The following is a 21,875-nucleotide window of genomic DNA, read 5'->3' on the forward strand; positions in this document are numbered from 1 at the left end:
TCCTTCCAAATCAAACCATTTATCGGGATCTTTCGGGGGTTCTTTAATCATGCTTAAAACGAGGCATTTCATGGCCGGCTCCGCAGGATAAGCAGTACATGCTGCGACTGAAGTATAGGCACGGCGCGGCATTCCGGCGAGCGGAGCGGAGTCGGATTACTCTCTATTCGGGCCAGTTTATTGACCCGAACAGGGGTTTTACACCACCGACGTGGTCAGGCGGGAAGTACAGCAGAGTTTGTTTTGTTCATCGAAAATATCGATTTGCCACACCTGATGGCGGCGACCAACGTGCACTGCGCGGCACACGCCGCGCACTATGCCCGCCCGGGCGGAGCGCAGGTGGTTGGCATTGACTTCCAGCCCTACCACCCGTTGTTCTCCCTCGGTGCATAGATAGCCCGCCACCGAGCCGAGGGTTTCCGCCAGCACCACCGATGCGCCGCCGTGCAGTAGCCCAAACGGCTGGCGGGTGCGGCTGTCCACCGGCATAGTGGCTTCCAGCGAATCGTCGCCGATATGGCTGAAGGTGATCGCCAACAGCCCCACCATATTGTCGTGCCCCATGGCGTTCAGGGCTTCCAGCGTCGCGCTGCGTTTCCAGATCATCCCAGTATCTCCAGCATTGCCTGTAAGGGGTGACGCACGCCGTTGCCTTCGATGCGCTTCACCTGGCTGCGGCAGGAGTAGCCGGTCGCCAGGCAGCGGTTGCGCGGCAGGCGCTGCATCGCCTGGTGCCACGACAGCTCGTAAATCCCCAGCGAGTTGGCGTGGTTATTAATTTCGTGGCCGTAGGTGCCCGCCATGCCGCAACAACCGACGCTGACGTTTTCCAGCTTTGCGCCAAGATGGGCGAACAGCGCCGCCCACTGCCCCGTCGCGCCGGGCAGCGCAGTCACTTCGGTGCAGTGGCCGAACAGGTACCAGGATTCGCCCACCACCGGCGCCGCCACTTTATTTTCAAATACCCGCAGCAGCCATTCATGCACCAGCAGTACGTTGAAATCACCGCGCTCCTCGCCGATTGCCTGGCGGTACTCGTCGCGATAGCACAGCACCAGCGCCGGATCGACGCCCACCATCGGCATCCCGAGTTGGGCCACGCGATTGAGAAACTCAGAGGTTTTGCGCGCGGTACGGGCAAAGCGGTCAAGGAAGCCTTTAATATGCTGCGCTTTACCGTTGGGCGAGAATGGCAGCACCACCGGATTAAAGCCCAGCTTCTCGATCAGCCGGACAAAATCCGCCACCACCTGCGCGTCGTAGTAGCTGGTGAACGGGTCCTGCACCACCAGCACCGTGCGGTCGCGCTCAGCAAAACTCAGCTCTTCAAGATCTTCCAGCGTCATATTGGCGCTGCGGTGGCCCACCAGTTGCTGTTGCAGCGTCGGGGTGGAAAGCAGCGGTAAATCCACCATACCGATATGCTTCGCCGACAGCTCTTTCACCCACGGCTGACTCATAAAGAAATTGAACACCTTCGGCGCGCGGGCCATCAGCGGCGCGTAGCTCTCGACGGTCGCCACAAAGTGGTCGCGTACCGGGCGCAGGTAGCGGGTGTGGTAAAGCTGCAAGAAGCGCGAACGGAACTCCGGTACGTCGATTTTAATCGGGCACTGGGTCGAGCAGGCTTTACAGGCCAGGCAGCCGGACATCGCCTCTTTGACCTCATGGGAAAAGTCATACTCGCCTTTTTGCGCATGCCAGGTGTTGCGGGTGCGCTCAATCAGGGTACGCAGGCTGGCGCGTTTTTCCGGCAGGCTTTTTTCCAGTTTGATCGGGTCGACGCCGCGATCTTCCAACAGCCGCAGCCATTCACGCACCAGCGTGGCGCGCCCTTTCGGCGAGTGAATACGGTTGCTGGTGATTTTCATCGACGGGCACATCGGGCTTTTCACGTCGAAGTTAAAGCACAGGCCGTTGCCGTTGCACTCCATCGCCCCGCGCCAGGCGCTGCGTACCGCAATCGGGATTTGCCGATCAAACGTGCCGCGCTTGACGTCATCGACCTTTTTCATCGGCGCGTCGAGGCCGGCAGGCGGGCAGATTTTACCGGGGTTAAGGCGGTTTTTCGGATCAAACACCGCTTTAATCACCCGCAACTCGTGGTAAAGCTCATCACCGAAAAACGCCGGGCTGTACTCGGCGCGGAAGCCTTTACCGTGTTCGCCCCACAGCAGGCCGCCGTATTTGGCGGTTAACGCCACCACCTCGTCGGAGATACGCTTCATCAGCACTTCCTGATGCGGGTCGCACATATCCAGCGCCGGGCGCACGTGCAGTACGCCGGCATCCACGTGGCCGAACATGCCATAGCTCAGCCCATGGCTGTCCAGCAGCGCGCGAAACTCGACGATATAATCCGCCAGGTTTTCCGGCGGTACGCAGGTGTCTTCGGCAAACGGGATCGGCTTTGCCAGACCCTTTGCGTTGCCCAGCAGGCCGACGGCTTTTTTGCGCATCGCGTAGATACGCTCGACGCCCGCCAGATCGGCGCACACCTGCCAGCCGATCACCCCGCCCTCGCCGCGCGCCATCAGTTCATCCAGACGGGCGCACAGCGCCCTCACCTGGCGGTCAATCAGCGCTTCATCGTCCCCGGCGAATTCGACAATATTCAGACCCAGCAGATTTTTATCCGGCACATCGGTAATCAGCTCTTTTACCGAGTGCCAGACAATGTCTTCCCGCGCCAGGTTAAGCACTTTAGAATCGACGGTCTCAACTGACAGCGCCTGGGCCTGCACCATAAACGGCGCATTGCGCAGCGCGGAGTCGAACGAGTCATATTTCACGTTCACCAGCTGGCGCACTTTGGGCAGCGGCGTGATATCCAGCCGCGCCTCGGTAATAAACGCCAGCGTGCCTTCTGAACCGGTGATGATGCGCGTCAGGTCGAAACGGCTCATATCGTCGCTGTAGACGTTTTTCAGGTCGTAACCGGTCAGGAAGCGGTTGAGTTTGGGAAATTTCGCCAGGATAAGCGGGCGCTGCGCGCGGCAGCGTTCTACCACGGTTTTATAGATGCGGCCAATTGGCCCCGGCTCGCGGCCCATCTCTTCGGCGAGTGAGGCGGACATCTCGTGAGTATCGAGAATATCGCCCCCCAGCAGCACCGCGCGCAGGCCTAAGACATGATCGGAGGTTTTCCCGTACACCAGCGAGCCCTGCCCGGAAGCGTCGGTATTGATCATGCCGCCCAGGGTGGCGCGATTACTGGTGGAGAGTTCCGGCGCGAAGAAATAGCCGTAGGGTTTGAGGTACTGGTTAAGCTGGTCTTTGATCACGCCCGCTTCAACCCGCACCCAGCCCTCTTCCGGGTTAATTTCCATGATGCGGTTCATATGGCGCGACATATCAACAATAATACCGCTGTTCAGCGCCTGACCGTTGGTACCGGTGCCACCGCCGCGCGGAGTAAACACCAGCGAGGCAAAGCGCGCTTCATCCGCCAGCCGGGCAATCAGCGCCACGTCTGCCGTGGAGCGCGGGAAAAGCACCGCATCGGGTAGAAGCTGATAAATACTGTTGTCGGTCGCCATGGTGAGGCGATCGGCGTAGCTGGTGGCGGTATCGCCGGTAAACCCGTGTTGCTCCAGTGCCTGCAAAAAGTTGACCACCAGCTGAACTAACCCTGGCGCCTGAGAAATTTGTGGGATCATTAGCCTTAAACCTGCCACATCGAGAAGTTGTGAGTTGCGAGCCTGCTACAACAAGCCTCGTTGTCATCATTGGAAGTTATCGTTTGCGTGACGACACCACGTTTGTATCACACTTTTTCGGACTCGCCCACGAGATTTAACGGCGGTTTTAGTCTCGTAAAACCGCCTGAAATCACTCATCATTTATCAGCATCAACTCAGTGCAACTTTTCGCGCCGTCGTTCTGGCGTATCACATTGTGAAGGTCATTATGATTAATTCTCGTCAACCCATGGACGTGCCGCAAACGCTGCTGTCCGTGCTGTTTTTATCGATCATGATCATTGCCTGTCTGTGGATTGTTCAACCGTTCATTCTGGGCTTTGCCTGGGCCGGCACGGTAGTGATCGCCACCTGGCCGGTACTGATCCGCCTGCAACGAATTTTATGGGGACGCCGCTCGCTGGCGGTGCTGGTGATGACGCTGCTGCTGATCCTGCTGTTCGTGATCCCTATCGCCCTGCTGGTCAACAGCCTGGTGGACAACAGCGGTCCGCTGATTGACTGGGTATCAAAAGGCCAGACCGGCATGCCGGAACTGAACTGGCTGAACAGCATTCCGCTGATTGGATCCCGGCTCTATTCCGGCTGGCACAACCTGCTGGACAGCGGCGGCAGCGCCGTCATGGCGAAAGTGCGGCCCTATATCGGCAGTACCACCACCTGGTTTATCGGCCAGGCGGCGCACGTCGGGCGGCTGGTGATGCACTGCGCGCTGATGCTGCTGTTCAGCGCCCTGCTGTACTGGCGCGGCGAGCAGGTGGCTTACGGCATTCGCCACTTCGCGATTCGTCTGGCGGCCAAACGTGGCGACGCAGCGGTACTGCTGGCGGGCCAGGCGATCCGTGCGGTGGCGTTGGGCGTGGTGGTCACCGCGCTGGTGCAGGCGGTGTTGGGCGGTATAGGCCTTGCCATCACCGGGGTGCCCTATGCCGCTGTGTTAACGGTGGTGATGGTGCTCACCTGCCTGGTACAGCTCGGACCGTTGCTGGTGTTGATCCCGTCAATTATCTGGTTGTACTGGAGCGGCGATACCACCTGGGGCACAGTGCTGCTGGTGTGGAGCTGCGTGGTGGGGCTGATGGATAACGTTATCCGCCCGATGCTGATCCGCATGGGTGCGGACCTGCCGATGATTTTGATTCTCTCTGGCGTTATCGGCGGCTTAATCGCTTTTGGCATGATTGGCCTGTTTATCGGCCCGGTGCTGCTGGCGGTTTCCTGGCGGCTGTTCTCAGTCTGGGTGCAGGAAGCGCCTGCCCCGCAGCAGTCAACCAGCGAGGCGATTCATTCGCTGGAACAGCAGAACCATCCTCTTGATAAATAACCCTGCCGGGCGAAGCTATTCGCCCGACACTTTAGAATAACTAATCATTTACCGCTCTATTTTTAACCGCGCTTAGCGCTAAGCCTTCTGCCGCTTAACATCCTGTGCCGCAAATAATTTACCTTTGGTTAACGATTGGGACGAATCTGATCGACGCTGGAGGTGGGGCTACCTACAATCAAATCACGGTTATGAATCAACGCGTTGATTTATAAGCATGGAAATCCCCTGAGTGAAACAACGAATTGCTGTGTGTAGTCTTTGCCCTTCTCCCACGAAGGGCTTTTTTTTGCCTGCTCCCCGTTTGCCCCACGCTGTAAAGTTTCAAAACATCTTAAATATCTAATGAATTAAATTTATTAATTCTGAATGTTGCTAAATCCTAATTTTAAGTTAATAATTTTTATCATAAAATAATATTTATTTTATATTAGCTTATTCTTATGATACTTAGGGTGCCACCATTGCAAAGAGAAACAGACTCGTATGAGTTTCCCAATAGTTCCGGGACGTTTAGTCATCCCGGACAAGAACTCAATGAGTTGATTGGAAAACTCATCCCCTACGGCGAGCCTGTTCAGCTTGCTAAAAGCCAGCGTATCTATTTGAAGCAAAAAGAAGAAAATGCCTGCTATTTACTGGTTGACGGGTATTATTCTCTGCGTTATCAAAATGATGGTACGATCATCAGTAATATTTATCCGCCTATCATTGCAGGGCTTGCGGAGATATTCGCTAACCATAACCCGGGTTATTTCCGTGCAGAAGTGGCCGCGCAAGCGATTCGGGTAAGTGAGAAGGCTTTCTTTAAATGTCTGAGTGAGCATCCTGAACAGTGGCTGACGATAGCGAAAATTCAGTCTTATACTATTTTGAGATTGCTGCTTCGCGACAGACAAATTAATACTAAAAACGCCTATTTGACAATCTGTCATTTACTTAATGATTTGAATAATCAGCCTGCGATGATTCGTGAACACACCATTGCAGCCCATTATATTCTTGACCGCACCCACCTTGCCCGTAGCACTATTATGAGTATATTAGCGAAGTTACAACGCGGAAATCATATTGTGATAAAGAAAGGCGGGTACCTGGTTGAGATAAATCACCTGCCAGAGCAGCTTTTTAATAACTAGTCTCGCATGCTATACGGATGTAAATTTAAGTTATAAAAAAATCAGGATCGTTTAAAACCGATCCTGATTCTTCTGAAATTATAACTATTGTTGCGTCATTTCAAGTATGGCATTAGCAGTAAAGGTGCCGGTAGCAATATCTTTTACTTCTACGCCAGGGTCTCGTACCGCCTGGAAATATAATGTTAATGTGTTTGAACCTTTTAAGAAGGTAATATTTTTACTGTCCGTGGTAGCTATCGGCTCATTTTCATAGATAATCGCCACACCTACTCCATTCGTTGTGGTTGACACTGCCTGACTGCTGCCGATGATTATTGGGTTGTTATATTTAAGTTTCATCGCGAAGGATACATCACCGCCGGCACACTCCACCGGAATCTGCACGGCTTTTGCTGAACCTGAATCAGGTACAGTCGGAAGTTCCGAACGCACAGATTGACCTAATGAAACTGATAAATCGCTGCCGTTATTAATTTCGCATGATGTATCAGGTGGGTCCGGAGGAAGGGGTGAACCAGAGCATCCGTCAGCCCCTCTTCCACTTAACAAATAGGTAGCCCCACTCTCATCCAATAGATAATAACATACAGCTATTGTATCCCGGGAGCTATCATATACTGTCCGGCTACCACCACTCATTGTTACTGATTGTTCCTCAAAGGACTTTGATGCATCTAAATAAAAATACGATGAATCAACATACTGTCCCATAGGTAATTCTTTTACCCTTACTTTAAAGTTTCCGGAATGTGGCGGATATAATGAAGAGCCGTAAGTGCAGCCAGCATTTGGCGTGATAGTAATGGCAACTTGATGCTCATAATAAACGGAACCTGTGATCGAAGAGCTTTGACAATAGTGATCGCCGGGAAAATCGCTAAATGTCCAGGAATAAAAATTTAGAATATCCGCATTGGCTTGCGTGCAGGCTATCATTAAAAATAATGCAAATAACCAAGACTGGTAGCCTGATACACAGATCTTTCTACATATCATGGCAATCTTTTTATAACATAAATAAAGAATTCTCAATGACCTGAAACCTGTATTTATCATTTTAAGGCAACCTTTGTAAAATTAGAAACCACTAACTTAGGCACAGCCGTCAACTCTATTTTGAGCAATACTAATTTTAATGTTCTTGGGTTTACGGATAGTTCAACTCAAATGTTGCCGTTGCCGTAAAATCGCCTGATGTAATAGTCTGTTGCGCTATTGCATCCGGTTCACCCTGCAAAAACGCGTGTAAAGTTAGACTATTCGTTCCTGGTGATAACGTATATTCCGGCGTCGGTTTGTTAAATGGCAGTGGCGTTCCTTCCGGGGTTTCCATACCAATAGCGACGCCTGTCGCCGCACCTGTTACGGCCAGGTAACCCGGTAATGCCGAACTCTCTGTTCCTGCAAAAGTAATAGTAACTTTATCTCCTAATGTTACATCGCAGCCCGTAAGATTAATTGTGAACGGAACGCTGGAGGTCCGGGTGTATAAAAAGAAGCTACCTCTTACAATCGATTGAAAATTCACATCAAGATCGGTTGTTTGCGGATCCAGCGTACAAGGCTCGCTCACCAGCGTGCCGCTAAATTGTAAATTATGATCCAATGCCTGGGCTGGTATAACTGCGCCAATGTAAAAAGCGAGCCCTGCTGCGCAAGATAATAACGTGTTTCGCATTTTTTGTTCTCACTGATATTGCGCGGTCAGGGTTGCGGTAGCCGTAAACGTTTGTTCCGTCAGACTAACCAGAGGATCTTTCACCGGTACCGCAGTTAAACTTAACGTTTTTATATCCCCTACGGTGGTACTCAGCGGCTTATTTATTTTCATCCGTTGCCCATTGGCCTGAATTTGAATGGCCAGCCCTTCCGCAGTTGTGGTAATGGCCGTATCGTCATATGCAGGGGTAACCGCGACGATATACAGATCCAACGGTGAATTATCTGGCGCACCATGGCAATCTACAGTAAAGGGAATAGGCTGCATATTATCGATGCCGTTCACCTCGTTGATGCCAATATTGCCAAAGGCAATATTTCTCACTTCATCATCTGAAACTGTACAGGGTGTGGAAATAATAAATTTCCCTTTAAAGCTCAAAAGCATTGTATCGCCAGTCTGCAAAGCGCAGGCCTGTTGCAGTCCAACCGCTATAAATAATCCAATAGCGGAAATCATCAGCGCAAAATTCTTGCCGTTCATTGCCGAACCTTAATTAAATGATAATTTCAACGTGCCTGACGTTGAAAACGTATCGCCGCTCACCACGTTTTTACTGTTGGTGGTACTTAACTGCACCAGTTGTGCCTGTAATGTGGGGAGATCATTTTGATCGACCGTAAACCACTGCCCCATGTCTTGAGGCGCACCATTCACCAGAAGCTCAATACCGACAATATCAGTTTGGGTGCCCAGAACTTGGGTACCGTTATAGGTTTCATAGCTATCGCCAATGTTACTGAGCTGCATTTGCAATAAGCCAGCGCTGTCGCCTGAACATTGGAAATCACTGACAATCGGTTGAATGTAATTGCCATCCAGCGTGACGGTATTAGTGCCACTGGCGGTTAGCCTGATGTCGCCAAAATCAACCGTCAGGCTACTCCCTTGATTAAATTTACAGGAGCCATTCGCGACGATCGTGCCGTTAATATCAATGTTTATGGTAGAGACATCACCTTGATTACCCGGCATCGCATACGACACGCCGGAAAGTGCCAATAATAGCGTGGTAGTGAACATGACGGAGAACTGGCGTAAAATGTTAGTATTCATCTTCATCATGCTCTTAGTCATAAATCATACCGAAATTAACGATGGCATGAAATTTACCCGCTATCAGCGGTGCTTTTGTGCGTACCGGAATAACGGTATAATTCAATTCATTGCCACCCGTCGTTATAAACTGCGGTTTACCGCGTTCTCCAGGGATAACCTGCTGGCCCTGGCTATCCATTAATCTCAAACCGATGCCAGACAGATTATCCACTTGTATTAAAGATGGGTCCTCGGGGTTGGACGACGCCAGAAAAGTCACCGTTATGACTGGCTGCGTATCACTCCAGGCTTTAATTCCACTTCGTTTGGATTGCTGAAATCCCTCAACAGGCTGACAACCCAGCAAACGGAAAGCTATTCGCGTCGGCATACCGGTATCGCCCGCTTTTTTCATCGCGCCGATTGCCGAATTATCCAGGACAACCTCCTGAAATTTCGAACGCATGCTCAATAAACATGTCCCGTTTACCAGGTAGCCATGCACCTCAATTTTACCCTGATCGCTGCTAACACCATCGGCGTCTGAGGCATATCCGGAAGTCATAAAACTTGCTCCCGTTATCAAGCTCAGCGCCATGAGTTTGCTGCATCTGATAAAAATTTTTCTCTTCACTACAAAATCCTTTTGTCAGCAAAACGGTTTGCGGAAGACTGTTTGCAGACCACCCGATCTTTAACCAGCTTTAACATGATCAACAGCACAGGTGTTGCCGCTACAGTTAAAAATCAGCTTTGGACGACCGCCAAAATCGTTGATGAACGTGAGTACCGGATGAGCGCCCAGCGCAGATGCATTGGCACCCAGACTGATATTACTCTTCGGTGACACCATGACGGGCTTAAAGTCTTTTATTCCATCACCCTGCTCGCTTGGCCCTGCAGTGATAACTGTCACGAAATAAGGCGTTGGGTTAGTTAATTGATAACCATCCCCTGCGCGGACAAGCGTCAGTTGCTTTTGCATCTCGTTTTCACCATTTTCAGGGAGCTGCAACCCTTTGGGTCGATAAAACAGCTTCACGCGCGTTTGCAACGCCAGTTGCAGTGTGTTTGGTTTATTGCTTTTAGGTGGGATTTCACGAACGTTAAAATAAAACAATGACTCCCGATCCTGCGGCAAACTCTGCGCGCCGCTGACCTGGATTTTCACCTGGCCTTTTGCGCCTGGCTCGACGCGTTGAACGGGAGGCAACGCCATGAGGGGAGACTGAATTTTATTACCGTTAACATCATCAATCCAGGACTGCGCTAAATAAGGTAACGCTTTGTTCTGATTGGTAATCGTTACGCTCATGGAGTTTTTGGCACCGTCATAAATGACACGGGTACGATCCAGAGCAATAGCCGCATGGGCTTGCTGAGCGCAAATTGATAACGCAACAAGGCTTGCTGCAAGCTTTAAAGTTTTTTGTACAGAAATCATGGGTACTCTCATTCATTACGAATTAAACAATTAAGGGGCTGCATCCTTGTCGGGTTCATCCTGACCCCATGCGATCTCTTAGCAGACGCATGGGGTTTTAAACCTAACGGCAAGGAAGCAATAGCCCCTTACCTAATTCAGGCAGCGGTTTTGGCAAACTAATCCGGCATTGCACGCCATCATTCCAGACGACGTCCATCGTTGCCCCCGGTCGGATCCCGGAAAGCCAAACATTGCCTTCTTCGCCAATAATCCCTGTCTGCGCATTGTCAGTATTTCGCACCTCCGCGCCGAAAGGCGGTGTGCTGCCATCAGCCAGCTTGACGATAGCCATCGCTTTTTCTCCTGCAAGAATGCCGAAGGTGCGATAGCCAATTGCGCCTTCCGTGAGGGTTTCCTGAACAACAGAACGTGTAGCATCAACATTGTCCGGCAGCTTATCGAGATCAACACTGACGCTACTGCGGTAGTAACTACTGATATCAGCGACCACAGCTTTGCCAAAGTAATTCGTTCTGCTAACACCACCACTTCCATGGATCGGCACACCACTGACGCCTGCTGTATCGACCATCATCCGGGTCCCGCCTGCTGCCCCGGTGCGGTGTAATGCCACGCCGTGTGCAGTCGCGGTCATACCGCCCTGCAATGACATGCCTGCAGCGCTGCTTTTACTGCCCGTAAAGCTGGCATTCGCCGTTACACTTGCCATATCGCCGTCATGAGTGAAGTAACCATCGCCGGTTCCTCGCCCATCGGTCGTACTACCGGCGTTAATCCGATAGTTATTGTTTTCATCCAGGCGCTGGTAATAACCCAGGCTATTACTGCTGTCCGAACCGCTGTACTGCCCGTTATAACTGAGGGTTCCGCCTTCTCCCCAGGGAATAGAAATACTCGCGTATACGCCATCATCCCTGGAATCATCGTATTGCGTCCGATAGGCTGATAAACTCAGGCTGATATTTTTAATTTTGCCGATATCAAAAAAGTTAGATATCGATAGATTCCATGTATCACTCGCCGGGCGATCCCAATATGTCTGATGGCTGTAATTCAAATACGCCGATAGATTTAACGATCGGAACTGCTTGTTCATAGTAATGGTATACAACTCTTTATCGCTGCCGGTATCCTCCGCGTTGTGATAGCGGCGATCGAGATACTGGGTCATGCTCATAAAGTTGCGCTCAGCGAAGCGATAACCTGCGAAGGTCACCTGGCTGTCAAGTTCATCAAAACGCTTCGAATAGCTTACGCGGTATGATTTACCGCTTTGGGTGTCACGATCGGGCATTTCCGCCCGAGACTGTGTCACATCCAGCGACAGCGCACCCAGCATAAGCAGGTCACGACCAATACCAATGGATAAGGCGTTATAATCCCCCGCCAGCAGCAGCCCGCCGTAAAGCGACCAGCCGCTATTCACACCCCATGAAGCCTCTGCCGTAGCAAAATTCGGGCCTTCAGAGTGATGGTCATAGTCAGAGGGTTTACCCAAGGCCATTTTGAAACGCACCTGGCCTGGGCGAGTCAAATAAGGAATATTGGCGGTATCCACCTGAAAGGTCTGGGTGGTACCATCCTGCTCTTCAACCTTTACGTCCAGTTTGCCTGATACTGCCGAGTTAAGATCCTGAATACGAAACGGACCGGAGGCGACAGTGGTTTCATACAATACGCGTCCCTGTTGGCTAACAGTCACTTTGGCGTTGGTTTTCGCCACCCCCACCACTTCTGGCGCATAACCGCGCAGGTTTGGCGGAAGCTGGGAGTCATCACTCGCCAGGCTGGCACCGGCAAAGCGGAAGCTATCAAACATTGCGGAACTGAGATAGTTTTCACCCACAACAAGTTTGGAACGCAGGGAAGTAATTGCCCGGTAGGCATAAATCCGGCTCCAGTCCCAGTTTTTCCGGTCACTACTGTAATCGCCAGAATTATGCTGATACTGCGCCTGCCAGTCAGCCCGTAAACGCCACGGCCCGGCGTTAAAGCCTGTGGTACCGTTACCGCTGACAGTATTAGTCCGTGAATCCTCATGGTTCGCTACCATGCCATTGACGTTATAATCAAACAGCAATCCTGGTATCCCATTATCCCAACGAGAGGGCGGATCCCAGTTTTCTGAGGTGTATTCCATGTACGCTTGAGGAACGTTGATATAAAGCGAACTATTTCCTAAATCCGCTTTCGCTGTAACGCCGCTTAGCGAAGCTATATCAAGACACTGACCATTGTGCCACCAGGTGGCTTTCTCAAACGCAGAGTTTTTAAGACCAAACTGCTTTACCATTTCTGGAGTCAAACAAGGATCGCTGCCTTTGGGATCGTTATCTGGTGCAATAAATTCGACCATCCGATCCGGTATTTCCGCTTTATTAATATGCAGGGTGAGTTGATACTGTCCCGGCATTAAATACCCGGCGCGGGAAAACTGGCTTAAGTCGACTTTCGCACGTTCTTTTACGTCCAGTACATCGGTATTAAACTCAACATTGTCGTCAGCATGCGCAAAACGCATTGCAGCAAAAGCAAGCAATACACCAATCGCCACAGGATGCAGTGTATAATTAAACAAAGAAACCGAGCGCCCCTGCTCTAAAGCGAATTTATTATTATTCACGTTGTCCATCTTCAGATTCAGAAATAATCGACTTTATAACGCAATACGGCGTGATACTCGCCGACCCTGAGCGCGTCGTGATTACTTACAAGACGCAAGTTAAAATCCATACGCTGATTTGCATATTCTTCAGACGTTATTGTAATAACCTTTCCGGGTTGCACAATGTTCCCTGCTTTATCAGTTATTTCCAGCCCAACACCAGAAGCACCACTAATGCGAAAGAGATCCCCGGCTGCCGGCCCATCAAACATGGTTTGGAACCGTGATGAATTTGAACTATCAGACTTGGGAAAATTCAAGGCTAAGTCACAGTTTATAAAATGAAAAGAAAAGGAATGCTTTTCCCCCCCACCATGATGAACAACTTCACCGACGGTCGTCAGGCCCATTTCGATAGTCTGTGCAAGATCTGTCGTAGCAATCGCACAAGCGGTATCAAGAATACTGCCTTGCATATTGACTTGCCCTTGATATGAGTTTACTGCGTAAACAGGTAGAATAAAGAAAAAGGACAATATCGGCATGCAGGGAAGCACTCTTCCCTTTAGATCGAAAATCACAGACATATAATCTCCGGTCATTGCGACAGTTATTAAACGCCGCGCCGATGACTATTTATAATCTTCAGCGCGACGGAATTAATTAAACGTTAAATACGTTTGGCGCGGCTATATTACTGATAAGCCAGAGTGAAGTTCGCAATTGAAGTGAATGAACCCGGGACGATCGGCGCAGTGGAGTTGTCACCCTGCAGATAAGCAGAGAACGCCAGGGTATTTTCACCATCTGCTAAAACTTGCGCTGCTGTCGCAGTACCCAGCTTAACTACAGTACCGGAACCATCAGTAATAGCGATAGATGCGCCTTTCGCAGTACCAGTGATGCCTAACAGATCCGGGTTGCCTGCAGATGCAGCGCCAGTAAAGGTAGTGGTTACTGTTTTATTAGTCAGGGCACTGGTATCGCACTGTTCAAGTTTTACATAAAAAGGAGTAGGAACAGAGCTTCCGCCATTTTTAAGCGCCACATTAGAAACTTCACCCAGATCTACTGTTTGATCATTAGTATCTTCAGAAATAGAGCATGGGGCATCTACAATCGAACCTTCAAATTTGACGGTACCGTGTCCCTGGTCTTTTGCATGGGCATTCGCCATCAGAGAACCTGCAGCCATAGCAACCACAATAGCAATTTTCTTGATATCCATAAATTTTAACTCTCTTTATCAACGTTTAAGCAAAAATAATAAATACCACCCACTGCGTTGGGCAGTCCTCCAACATCCTGGCACCCATAGCGCGTAGGAAGAATTGAAAGGTGATATTAACCTCTAAGAATGAAGCGAAGTGAAGATATAAAAACTGGCTTTATAAAGCAAAAAAAAGCATTCCAATATCAGACTCACATCAGGTAACCTACTGAAATCAATTGAAATTGGCACAACAGTCTATAGCGGCAATAAATTATTAAAAACTCACTTCAGCAGCTTGCTTCGAAATAATAAACACGATAAATATATTACGTTATAAATAAATTCTTAATGGCAACTCTGCTTCAGAATAATTTTATTGTACTATTTTTATACATTTACAATTCTGCTTAATAGCTTTTTTATCAACATTTAATTATTGTCTGCCGCCAGGTTTTTGACTTTCTGTGAAGACTGGATGTTGTCGGGTTAGCATGACAAAAAAATGTGGTGAACACCCCACAATTAACGCGTTCTCGCGTTATTGAGGATTGTTCACCACACAGGCTTCACTAGTTATTAATACTGAACGGACTTCGCACTGCCAGGTTTTACTGCTGCGTCATCACTATCGCCGCGCTGGCGGAAAATCCGCCGGTTGGCACATCGGCTACATTGACCTCTGAGTCCCTTACCGCTTGAAAATCTAAATCCAGGGTGTTTAGCCCCTCTAAAAATGTCAGGGTCGTGGTATCAGTGGTAGAGATGGGCGTGTTGTTATAACTGATAGTCACACCCACCCCATTCGCCGTGGTTTGCACTGCCTGGCTGCTGCCCATTGTCATGGGATTATAGTTAAGCTTCATCGATACCGTGACGTCGCCGCCGGTGCACTCTACAGGGATTTGCACTTTCTGGGCCGTTGTCGTATCCGAAATGGTAGGAAGCTCTGCGCGTTCGATGATACCTAATGAAACCGTTAACGTATTACCATAATTGATAATGCATGAAGTATCAGGAACCACAGGTTGTGGCGATAACTGAGGATAATGCCCACAAACACCTGTGAACGCGCTTTCAGAATCAGGATCATAAATATTGCCATCGTCATCAATAAATCTCCTGCATATTACGACGTCATCATCAGATAAAGACAAGTGCTGGGCAGGACCGCTTACATCGACGTTTTGCTCCGCCAGAGATTTAGAACCGTCAAAATAAACACGTCCGGATGTCCCTGAAGTCAGAAAGGAATTACTGTAGTAGTAGAACACATCAACTTTCACTTTATAGTAGCCTGAATGCGGTACATATAAGTTATATTTAATCTGGCATAATGGCCCAAACAATGTCGTAGGGCCGGGGACATAAGCGACCGCTGCGCGTCCCGAGCAATCATAATAACCGTCAGCACCAGCGAAACCATATACTCCTGTAACAGTAGCTTTTGCAGCACCGCTGATAAATAATAAAAACACAATAATCGACAAAAAGATTATTAATGGCATGATACATTTTAATAAATTTTTACAGATAGTGAGCATTTATTTTTCTCTGTTAAATTGTATATGCGTTCCTTGCCGAGAATCGCCATTACAATAATATTGTCGATAACCTGACTTTCAAACCTGTTAGTTTCGCCTGAGATTTTGTGGCGTCTCCGGGCAGTGGAAGATACAATACTAGCGGACGCAATGCAAAACAACGCGTTCCATTATCAGACTCATACTGGGTATTTCATTGATAATTAATGACTTATTAGACATTATTGACAACAAAAGCAGTGCAGAAAATTCATAAATTCGAGTTGAAATCATTACCTTTTCAGGACACAATTTGTTGCTGAGAATAATATATATATTCAGCTATTCTTTATCAAAAATTCAGTCTGCATTACGTAATATTTATTATTATTTTGGCAAAGAGAGTTACATTTTGCGGTGATGATTCCAATTAGTAGAACATGTATTTTTCGATAAAAGCACCAATGACTTTTTCATGCAGCTCTACAGAGCGTGAGAAACAGATAGTTCTGCGAGCCAGACGTTTGAGCCGGGTTCTCAGAGTCAGATTGTTGCGTTCGATGCGCTGAGTAAAAATCTTGCCGGTCAGATGCTTCTCTTTCGGTAGCTCTCTGGCGTAGCTGCCCCATTCGTCAGTGGTCAACATACCGATGGTAAAAGGGGTAAGCAGAGCCAGTAATTCACGACAGGTTTCATCGGTCCGGGGGCCAAAAGTGTAGGCCAGTACGCCGCCGGTTTTCGTGTTGTATGCGTACCAGAGCCAGTGTTGCCGGGCTTTACTACCGACAAAGCTCCATTGCTCGTCGAGTTCGCAGATAAGCGCCACATCAGCATGAGCGACCGGGGATGACGTTATTCGTCGTGGCGAGAGTTTTTTAAAGTCCGGATAACGGTATTAATACCGATTTTTAGCGTTCGGGCGGTATCGCGAACCCCTGCGCCGTTGAAAGCCATTTCGGTGATTTGGTCTTTAACGCCCGGTTTACGGGCCTCATAAGAGTAAGTGAGCTGAAACACGCGGTGACAGTCACGGCAGCGGAATCGGTCATTCCCTTTTGGGTTTTGCCCGTGACGGTAAACCTGAACGGACTGACAACGGGGACAATGAATGTTAACGCTGACCATGAAGGAACCTCAAAAAGGAAGATTATATATCGAATTCAACCAATTGGATACATCACCCATTTTGCATTCCAGGTTCCCGCGATGAATAACCGATACTACACGAGTCATGGTAATGACCCATAACGTTAGCATTGCTTTTGCTTATCTGCCTCGCGCCTTTATCGGCAGTGCCCTCTTGATCCAGAAGTAAAAAAGTGAACGACCTGCAATTAACACTATGTTATTACAAATCGTTCACTTACCAGGTTTTACCGCTTATCGCGGATTATTTCTTTAATTCCGCCAGGCTGAGCCAGGTCTGCACCACGGTATCCGGGTTCAGGGATAAACTATCAATCCCCTCCTCCATCAGCCACGCGGCAAAGTCTTCATGGTCGGACGGGCCCTGACCACAAATCCCCACGTATTTGCCCTGTTTCTTCGCGGCGCGGATCGCCATGGAGAGCAGCGCTTTCACCGCGTCGTTACGTTCGTCGAACAGTTCAGACACCACGCCGGAATCGCGATCCAGGCCGAGCGCCAGCTGCGTCATATCGTTGGAGCCGATGGAGAAGCCGTCGAAGTATTCGAGGAACTGCTCCGCCAGCAGGGCGTTAGACGGGATTTCGCACATCATGATGACTTTCAGCCCGTTCTCGCCGCGCTTCAGACCCTGACGTTCCAGCTCTTCCACCACCGCTTTAGCCTGATCGACAGTACGCACAAACGGCACCATCACTTCTACGTTGGTGAGGCCCATCTCGTTACGCACGCGCTTAACGGCCTCACACTCCAGCGCGAAGCAGTCGCGGAAGCTGTCAGAAACGTAGCGTCCGGCACCACGGAAGCCCAGCATCGGGTTCTCTTCATGCGGTTCGTAGCGCTCGCCGCCCACCAGGTTGGCGTATTCGTTGGATTTGAAATCGGACATGCGCACAATCACGCGTTTCGGGTAAAACGCCGCGCCCAGGGTGGCGATGCCTTCGGTCAGGCGACCAATGTAAAATTCCACCGGCGAGTCGTAGCCCTTCATCATCTCCTTGATCTCTTTTTGCAGCGCGGGCTCTTGCTGATCAAACTCCAGCAGCGCGCGCGGGTGCACCCCGATCATCCGGTTGATAATGAATTCCAGACGCGCCAGGCCAACGCCTTCGTTCGGCAGGCAGGCGAAGTCAAACGCGCGGTCCGGGTTGCCGACGTTCATCATGACCTTGAGCGGCAAATCCGGCATGGTGTCGACGCTGGAGCTTTTCACGCTGAAGTCGAGCAACTCAGCGTAAACGTAGCCGGTATCCCCTTCGGCGCAGGAGACGGTGACATTCTGGTCGTCTTTCATGCGTTCGGTGGCGTCGCCGCAACCGACCACCGCCGGAATACCCAGCTCACGGGCGATAATCGCCGCATGGCAGGTACGCCCGCCACGGTTGGTCACGATGGCCGCCGCTTTTTTCATGATCGGCTCCCAGTCCGGGTCGGTCATGTCAGTGACCAGCACATCGCCTGGCTGGATGCGGTTCATCTCACTGATGTCATGGATCACTTTTACCGCGCCGGAGCCGATGCGGTGGCCGATGGCGCGGCCTTCAGCGATGATATTGCCGTGGGCGTTAAGGGTATAGCGCTCCATCACCTGGCCGCGGGAACGCACGGTTTCCGGACGCGCCTGAACAATAAACAGCTTGCCGGTGTGGCCGTCTTTGGCCCATTCGATATCCATCGGGCGGCCATAGTGTTTCTCAATCAGCACCGCCTGCTTCGCCAGCTCCTGCACCTCATCATTGGTGATACAGAAGCGGTCGCGCTGTTCCTGCGGCACGTCTTCGATTTGTACCTGCTTGCCATGTTCCTGGGTCGCAGCATAGGTCATGCGGATTTTCTTCGAGCCCATGGTACGGCGCACAATCGCCGGGCGGCCCGCTTCGAGGGTCGGCTTGTGAACATAGAATTCATCCGGGTTCACCGCGCCCTGCACCACCATCTCGCCAAGCCCCCACGCGCCGGTGATAAACACCACCTGATCGAAGCCGGACTCGGTATCGATAGAGAACAGCACACCTGACGCGGCAAGGTCGGAACGCACCATGCGCTGTACGCCTGCTGAGAGCGCCACGCCGCGGTGGTCGTAACCCTGGTGCACGCGATAGGAAATGGCGCGGTCGTTAAACAGCGAGGCGAACACGTGCTTCACCGCGACCATCACCGCATCAATGCCCTGCACGTTCAGGAAGGTTTCCTGCTGGCCGGCGAACGACGCATCCGGCATGTCTTCCGCCGTGGCGGAGGAGCGCACCGCGAAGGAGGCGTCGGCATCATCAGCGGAGAGCTGGTTATAGGCATCACAAATCGCCTGCTCAAGCTCAGGCTGGAATGGGGTGTCGATCACCCACTGACGGATCTGCGCACCGGCTTTCGCCAGTTCAGACACATCATCGATGTCGGTTTTATCGAGCAGCTCATAAATGCGCTGGTTAACGCCGCTTTGGTCGAGGAACTGATTAAACGCATCAGCGGTAGTAGCAAACCCGTTGGGCACGGAAACACCCACGCCGGACAGGTTAGTAATCATTTCACCCAGGGAGGCATTTTTGCCCCCAACTCTGTCTACATCATTCATGCCGAGTTGGTTGTACCAAAGCACTAGCGGTGACGAGCCATTGTTGGACATCGAAACAATCCTTTTGTGATATTTGATAGGGGTAAATAAATATCTGACGACGCATTAAGCCTGGCATATTTAGCCGGTCGGGAAAAACGGTGAATCGTTCAAGCAAAATAAAAAATGTTCACTGCAACGTGCAAATGCTCAAAAATATAACCTATTGATTAGAAACAAGTCATTAATATACCCATGGTTTAAAAGGAAATATCGGGAAATGAAATCCGCTTTTCAAATTAAATAAAAACAGCATTTCATTTTCAAAAAATGAGAGGATCGCTATGTCAGAATGGGAAGATTTAAATTATCCTTTAAGGATATTCCCAATTTCATCAGGACGTTATTATGGACAGCAGTGTCGATCGCCATGTGTTTTATATTTCCGACGGAACGGCAATTACCGCAGAAGTGCTGGGCCACGCGGTCATGTCGCAGTTCCCGGTGTCCATTAACAGTATCACCCTGCCGTTTGTTGAAAACGAAAGCCGCGCCAAAGCGGTGAAAGAGCAGATCGACGCCATTTATCAGCAGACCGGCGTGCGTCCGCTGGTATTTTATTCCATCGTGATGCCGGATATTCGCGCCATCATTCTGCAAAGCGAAGGCTTCTGTCAGGATATCGTCCAGGCGCTGGTGGCTCCGTTGCAACAGGAGATGAAGCTCGACCCGACGCCCATCGCCCACCGCACCCACGGCCTGAATGCCGCCAACCTGAATAAATACGACGCGCGTATCGCTGCGATTGATTACACCCTGGCGCATGATGATGGTATTTCGATGCGTAACCTCGATCAGGCGCAGGTGATTTTACTGGGCGTATCGCGCTGCGGTAAAACCCCTACCAGTCTGTATCTGGCGATGCAGTTCGGCATCCGCGCCGCCAACTACCCCTTTATTGCCGACGATATGGATAACCTCAACCTGCCCGCCGCGTTAAAGCCGCTCCAGCATAAACTGTTCGGCCTGACGATTAACCCGGAACGCCTGGCGGCCATCCGCGAAGAGCGTCGCGAAAACAGCCGCTACGCTTCAATGCGCCAGTGCCGGATGGAGGTGGCGGAGGTCGAAGCCCTGTACCGTAAGCATCAGATCCCGTATCTCAACAGTACTAACTATTCTGTGGAAGAGCTGGCGACAAAATTGTTGGATATCATGGGGCTCAATCGCCGCATGTACTAATTTACTAGTACACTCGTGCGCTTTTCTGTGTTAGGGTGTCGCGCATTGTGGCCCATCGCAGCCGCTTATCTTGAAATCAATCAGGATTGGTTTATTGTGATGCCCATCACTTCCCGGTACTGAAGCCGTTGAAGCACAAAATTTTGAGACACCCATGAATAAAACTGACGAACTCCGCACGGCGCGGATCGATTCGCTGGTGACGCCAGCCGAACTCGCCCTGCGCTACCCCGTTTCTGCCAGCGTTGCTGAACACGTCACCGCCTCACGCCGCCGCATTGAGAAAATTTTAAACGGCGACGATAAACGCCTGCTGGTGATTATCGGCCCCTGCTCGATCCACGATGTCGACGCCGCTATGGATTACGCGGCGCGTTTACAGACCCTGCGCGAGAAATACCAGTCACGGCTGGAAATCGTAATGCGCACCTATTTTGAGAAGCCGCGCACCGTGGTGGGCTGGAAAGGCCTGATTTCCGATCCCGATCTCAACGGCAGCTACCGCGTTAATCACGGTATTGAGCAGGCGCGCCGTCTGTTGCTGCGCGTGAACGAGCTGGGCGTGCCCACCGCCACCGAGTTTCTTGATATGGTGATCGGCCAGTTTATTGCCGACGTGATCAGCTGGGGCGCGATTGGCGCGCGCACCACCGAAAGCCAGATCCACCGCGAAATGGCCTCGGCGCTCTCCTGCCCGGTGGGATTCAAAAACGGCACCGACGGTAACACCCGCATCGCGGTGGACGCCATCCGCGCCGCCCGCGCCAGCCATATGTTCCTGTCGCCGGATAAGCACGGCCAGATGACCATTTACCAGACCAGCGGCAACCCTTACGGGCATATCATCATGCGCGGTGGCAAGCAGCCCAACTATCACGCCGACGATCTCAACGCCGCCTGCGACGCGCTGCGCCAGTTCGATCTGCCGGAGCATCTGGTGGTGGACTTCAGCCACGGCAACTGCCAGAAGCAACACCGCCGCCAGCTGGATGTTTGCCAAGATATTTGCACACAAATCCGCAACGGTTCCCGCGCGATTGCCGGGGTGATGGTGGAAAGCTTTATTCAGGAAGGCAACCAGCCCATCACGTCTGGCAAGCCGCTGGCCTACGGCCAGTCGATTACCGACCCGTGTCTGGGCTGGGAGGATAGCGAAACGCTACTCGCCATGCTTAACGATGCGGTGGAAAGCCGTTTCTGACTTATTTCTATGCCCTCGTCCG

18 protein-coding genes and 1 other RNA gene are annotated in these 21,875 nt (G+C 50.8%); 5 read left to right on the forward strand and 14 right to left on the reverse strand.

Annotation, left to right across the window (positions count from 1 at the left end):
- Positions 1 to 198 precede the first annotated feature (198 nt).
- Positions 199 to 609 carry a 1,4-dihydroxy-2-naphthoyl-CoA hydrolase gene (gene menI / locus FHW74_RS00930; RefSeq protein ID WP_161660091.1) on the reverse strand — a complete coding sequence of 137 codons (411 nt, stop codon included), beginning with the start codon at positions 607 to 609 and terminating at the stop codon, positions 199 to 201.
- Positions 606 to 3,662, reverse strand: coding sequence for an FAD-binding and (Fe-S)-binding domain-containing protein (locus FHW74_RS00935; RefSeq protein WP_183168722.1), 3,057 nt, complete (start codon positions 3,660 to 3,662; stop codon positions 606 to 608). The genes menI and FHW74_RS00935 overlap by 4 nt, the downstream gene beginning before the upstream one ends.
- 250 nt (positions 3,663 to 3,912) lie before the next feature.
- Between FHW74_RS00935 and ydiK the strand changes: the two genes are divergently transcribed.
- The 3 genes from ydiK (at position 3,913) to FHW74_RS00950 (ending at position 6,167) form a co-directional block, all read left to right on the forward strand.
- Entirely contained in the window at positions 3,913 to 5,028 is a 1,116-nt protein-coding gene (ydiK, locus tag FHW74_RS00940; protein ID WP_183168723.1) for an AI-2E family transporter YdiK, read from the forward strand.
- 185 nt (positions 5,029 to 5,213) lie between these two features.
- Positions 5,214 to 5,321, forward strand: an RNA gene (gene rprA, locus FHW74_RS00945) — antisense sRNA RprA.
- 171 nt (positions 5,322 to 5,492) lie between these two features.
- Positions 5,493 to 6,167, forward strand: a complete 675-nt coding sequence (locus FHW74_RS00950; protein ID WP_183168724.1) for a helix-turn-helix domain-containing protein — start codon at positions 5,493 to 5,495, stop codon at positions 6,165 to 6,167.
- Between the two features lie 84 nt (positions 6,168 to 6,251).
- On the opposite strand, the gene FHW74_RS00955 is transcribed toward FHW74_RS00950, so the two are convergent.
- The 12 genes from FHW74_RS00955 to ppsA all read right to left on the reverse strand — a co-directional run bounded on the left by FHW74_RS00955 (position 6,252) and on the right by ppsA (position 19,482).
- Positions 6,252 to 7,226 (reverse strand): fimbrial protein, encoded by a 975-nt coding sequence (locus FHW74_RS00955; protein ID WP_183168725.1) that lies wholly within the window; start codon positions 7,224 to 7,226, stop codon positions 6,252 to 6,254.
- A 91-nt stretch (positions 7,227 to 7,317) separates the two neighbouring features.
- Positions 7,318 to 7,848, reverse strand: a complete 531-nt coding sequence (locus FHW74_RS00960; RefSeq protein ID WP_183168726.1) for a fimbrial protein — start codon at positions 7,846 to 7,848, stop codon at positions 7,318 to 7,320.
- A gap of 9 nt (positions 7,849 to 7,857) precedes the next feature.
- Positions 7,858 to 8,373, reverse strand: a complete 516-nt coding sequence (locus FHW74_RS00965) for a fimbrial protein (RefSeq protein ID WP_255459832.1) — start codon at positions 8,371 to 8,373, stop codon at positions 7,858 to 7,860.
- A gap of 9 nt (positions 8,374 to 8,382) precedes the next feature.
- Positions 8,383 to 8,967 (reverse strand): fimbrial protein, encoded by a 585-nt coding sequence (locus tag FHW74_RS00970; protein WP_255459833.1) that lies wholly within the window; start codon positions 8,965 to 8,967, stop codon positions 8,383 to 8,385.
- A complete protein-coding gene (locus FHW74_RS00975) occupies positions 8,960 to 9,562 on the reverse strand; it encodes a fimbrial protein (RefSeq protein ID WP_183168727.1) in 603 nt (200 codons plus the stop codon). Before FHW74_RS00975 ends, FHW74_RS00970 begins: the two co-directional genes overlap by 8 nt.
- A 60-nt stretch (positions 9,563 to 9,622) precedes the next feature.
- Positions 9,623 to 10,372, reverse strand: a complete 750-nt coding sequence (locus FHW74_RS00980; protein ID WP_183168728.1) for a fimbria/pilus periplasmic chaperone — start codon at positions 10,370 to 10,372, stop codon at positions 9,623 to 9,625.
- Between the two features lie 103 nt (positions 10,373 to 10,475).
- Positions 10,476 to 13,007 carry an outer membrane usher protein gene (locus FHW74_RS00985; protein ID WP_183168729.1) on the reverse strand — a complete coding sequence of 844 codons (2,532 nt, stop codon included), beginning with the start codon at positions 13,005 to 13,007 and terminating at the stop codon, positions 10,476 to 10,478.
- A gap of 8 nt (positions 13,008 to 13,015) precedes the next feature.
- On the reverse strand, positions 13,016 to 13,567 hold the full coding sequence (locus FHW74_RS00990) for a fimbrial protein (RefSeq protein ID WP_183168730.1): 552 nt from the start codon (positions 13,565 to 13,567) through the stop codon (positions 13,016 to 13,018).
- A gap of 107 nt (positions 13,568 to 13,674) precedes the next feature.
- Positions 13,675 to 14,208: a fimbrial protein gene (locus FHW74_RS00995; protein ID WP_183168731.1), complete on the reverse strand. Its 534-nt coding sequence runs from the start codon at positions 14,206 to 14,208 to the stop codon at positions 13,675 to 13,677.
- Positions 14,209 to 14,801: 593 nt separating this feature from the next.
- The gene (locus tag FHW74_RS01000) at positions 14,802 to 15,734 is read right to left on the reverse strand and encodes a fimbrial protein (protein ID WP_183168732.1); all 933 of its coding nucleotides are present in this window, start codon (positions 15,732 to 15,734) and stop codon (positions 14,802 to 14,804) included.
- A 409-nt stretch (positions 15,735 to 16,143) separates the two neighbouring features.
- Positions 16,144 to 16,838 (reverse strand): IS1 family transposase gene (locus tag FHW74_RS01005; RefSeq protein WP_183168733.1). Its coding sequence is split into 2 segments (ribosomal slippage): positions 16,144 to 16,592 and positions 16,592 to 16,838, totalling 696 coding nucleotides; the frame shifts between segments, so codons are not numbered across the junction.
- Positions 16,839 to 17,103: 265 nt separating this feature from the next.
- Positions 17,104 to 19,482 (reverse strand): phosphoenolpyruvate synthase, encoded by a 2,379-nt coding sequence (ppsA, locus tag FHW74_RS01010; RefSeq protein ID WP_183168734.1) that lies wholly within the window; start codon positions 19,480 to 19,482, stop codon positions 17,104 to 17,106.
- A 336-nt stretch (positions 19,483 to 19,818) separates the two neighbouring features.
- Here ppsA and FHW74_RS01015 point away from each other — a divergent pair, with 336 nt between their 5' ends.
- Both FHW74_RS01015 and aroH read left to right on the forward strand, forming a co-directional pair.
- Positions 19,819 to 20,652, forward strand: coding sequence for a pyruvate, water dikinase regulatory protein (locus FHW74_RS01015; RefSeq protein ID WP_125293472.1), 834 nt, complete (start codon positions 19,819 to 19,821; stop codon positions 20,650 to 20,652).
- Between the two features lie 154 nt (positions 20,653 to 20,806).
- Entirely contained in the window at positions 20,807 to 21,853 is a 1,047-nt protein-coding gene (gene aroH, locus FHW74_RS01020) for a 3-deoxy-7-phosphoheptulonate synthase AroH (RefSeq protein ID WP_183168735.1), read from the forward strand.
- Positions 21,854 to 21,875: the final 22 nt, after the last annotated feature.

This window comes from Atlantibacter sp. RC6 (genome assembly GCF_014193285.1).
In the GTDB taxonomy this organism is placed as follows: domain Bacteria; phylum Pseudomonadota; class Gammaproteobacteria; order Enterobacterales; family Enterobacteriaceae; genus Atlantibacter.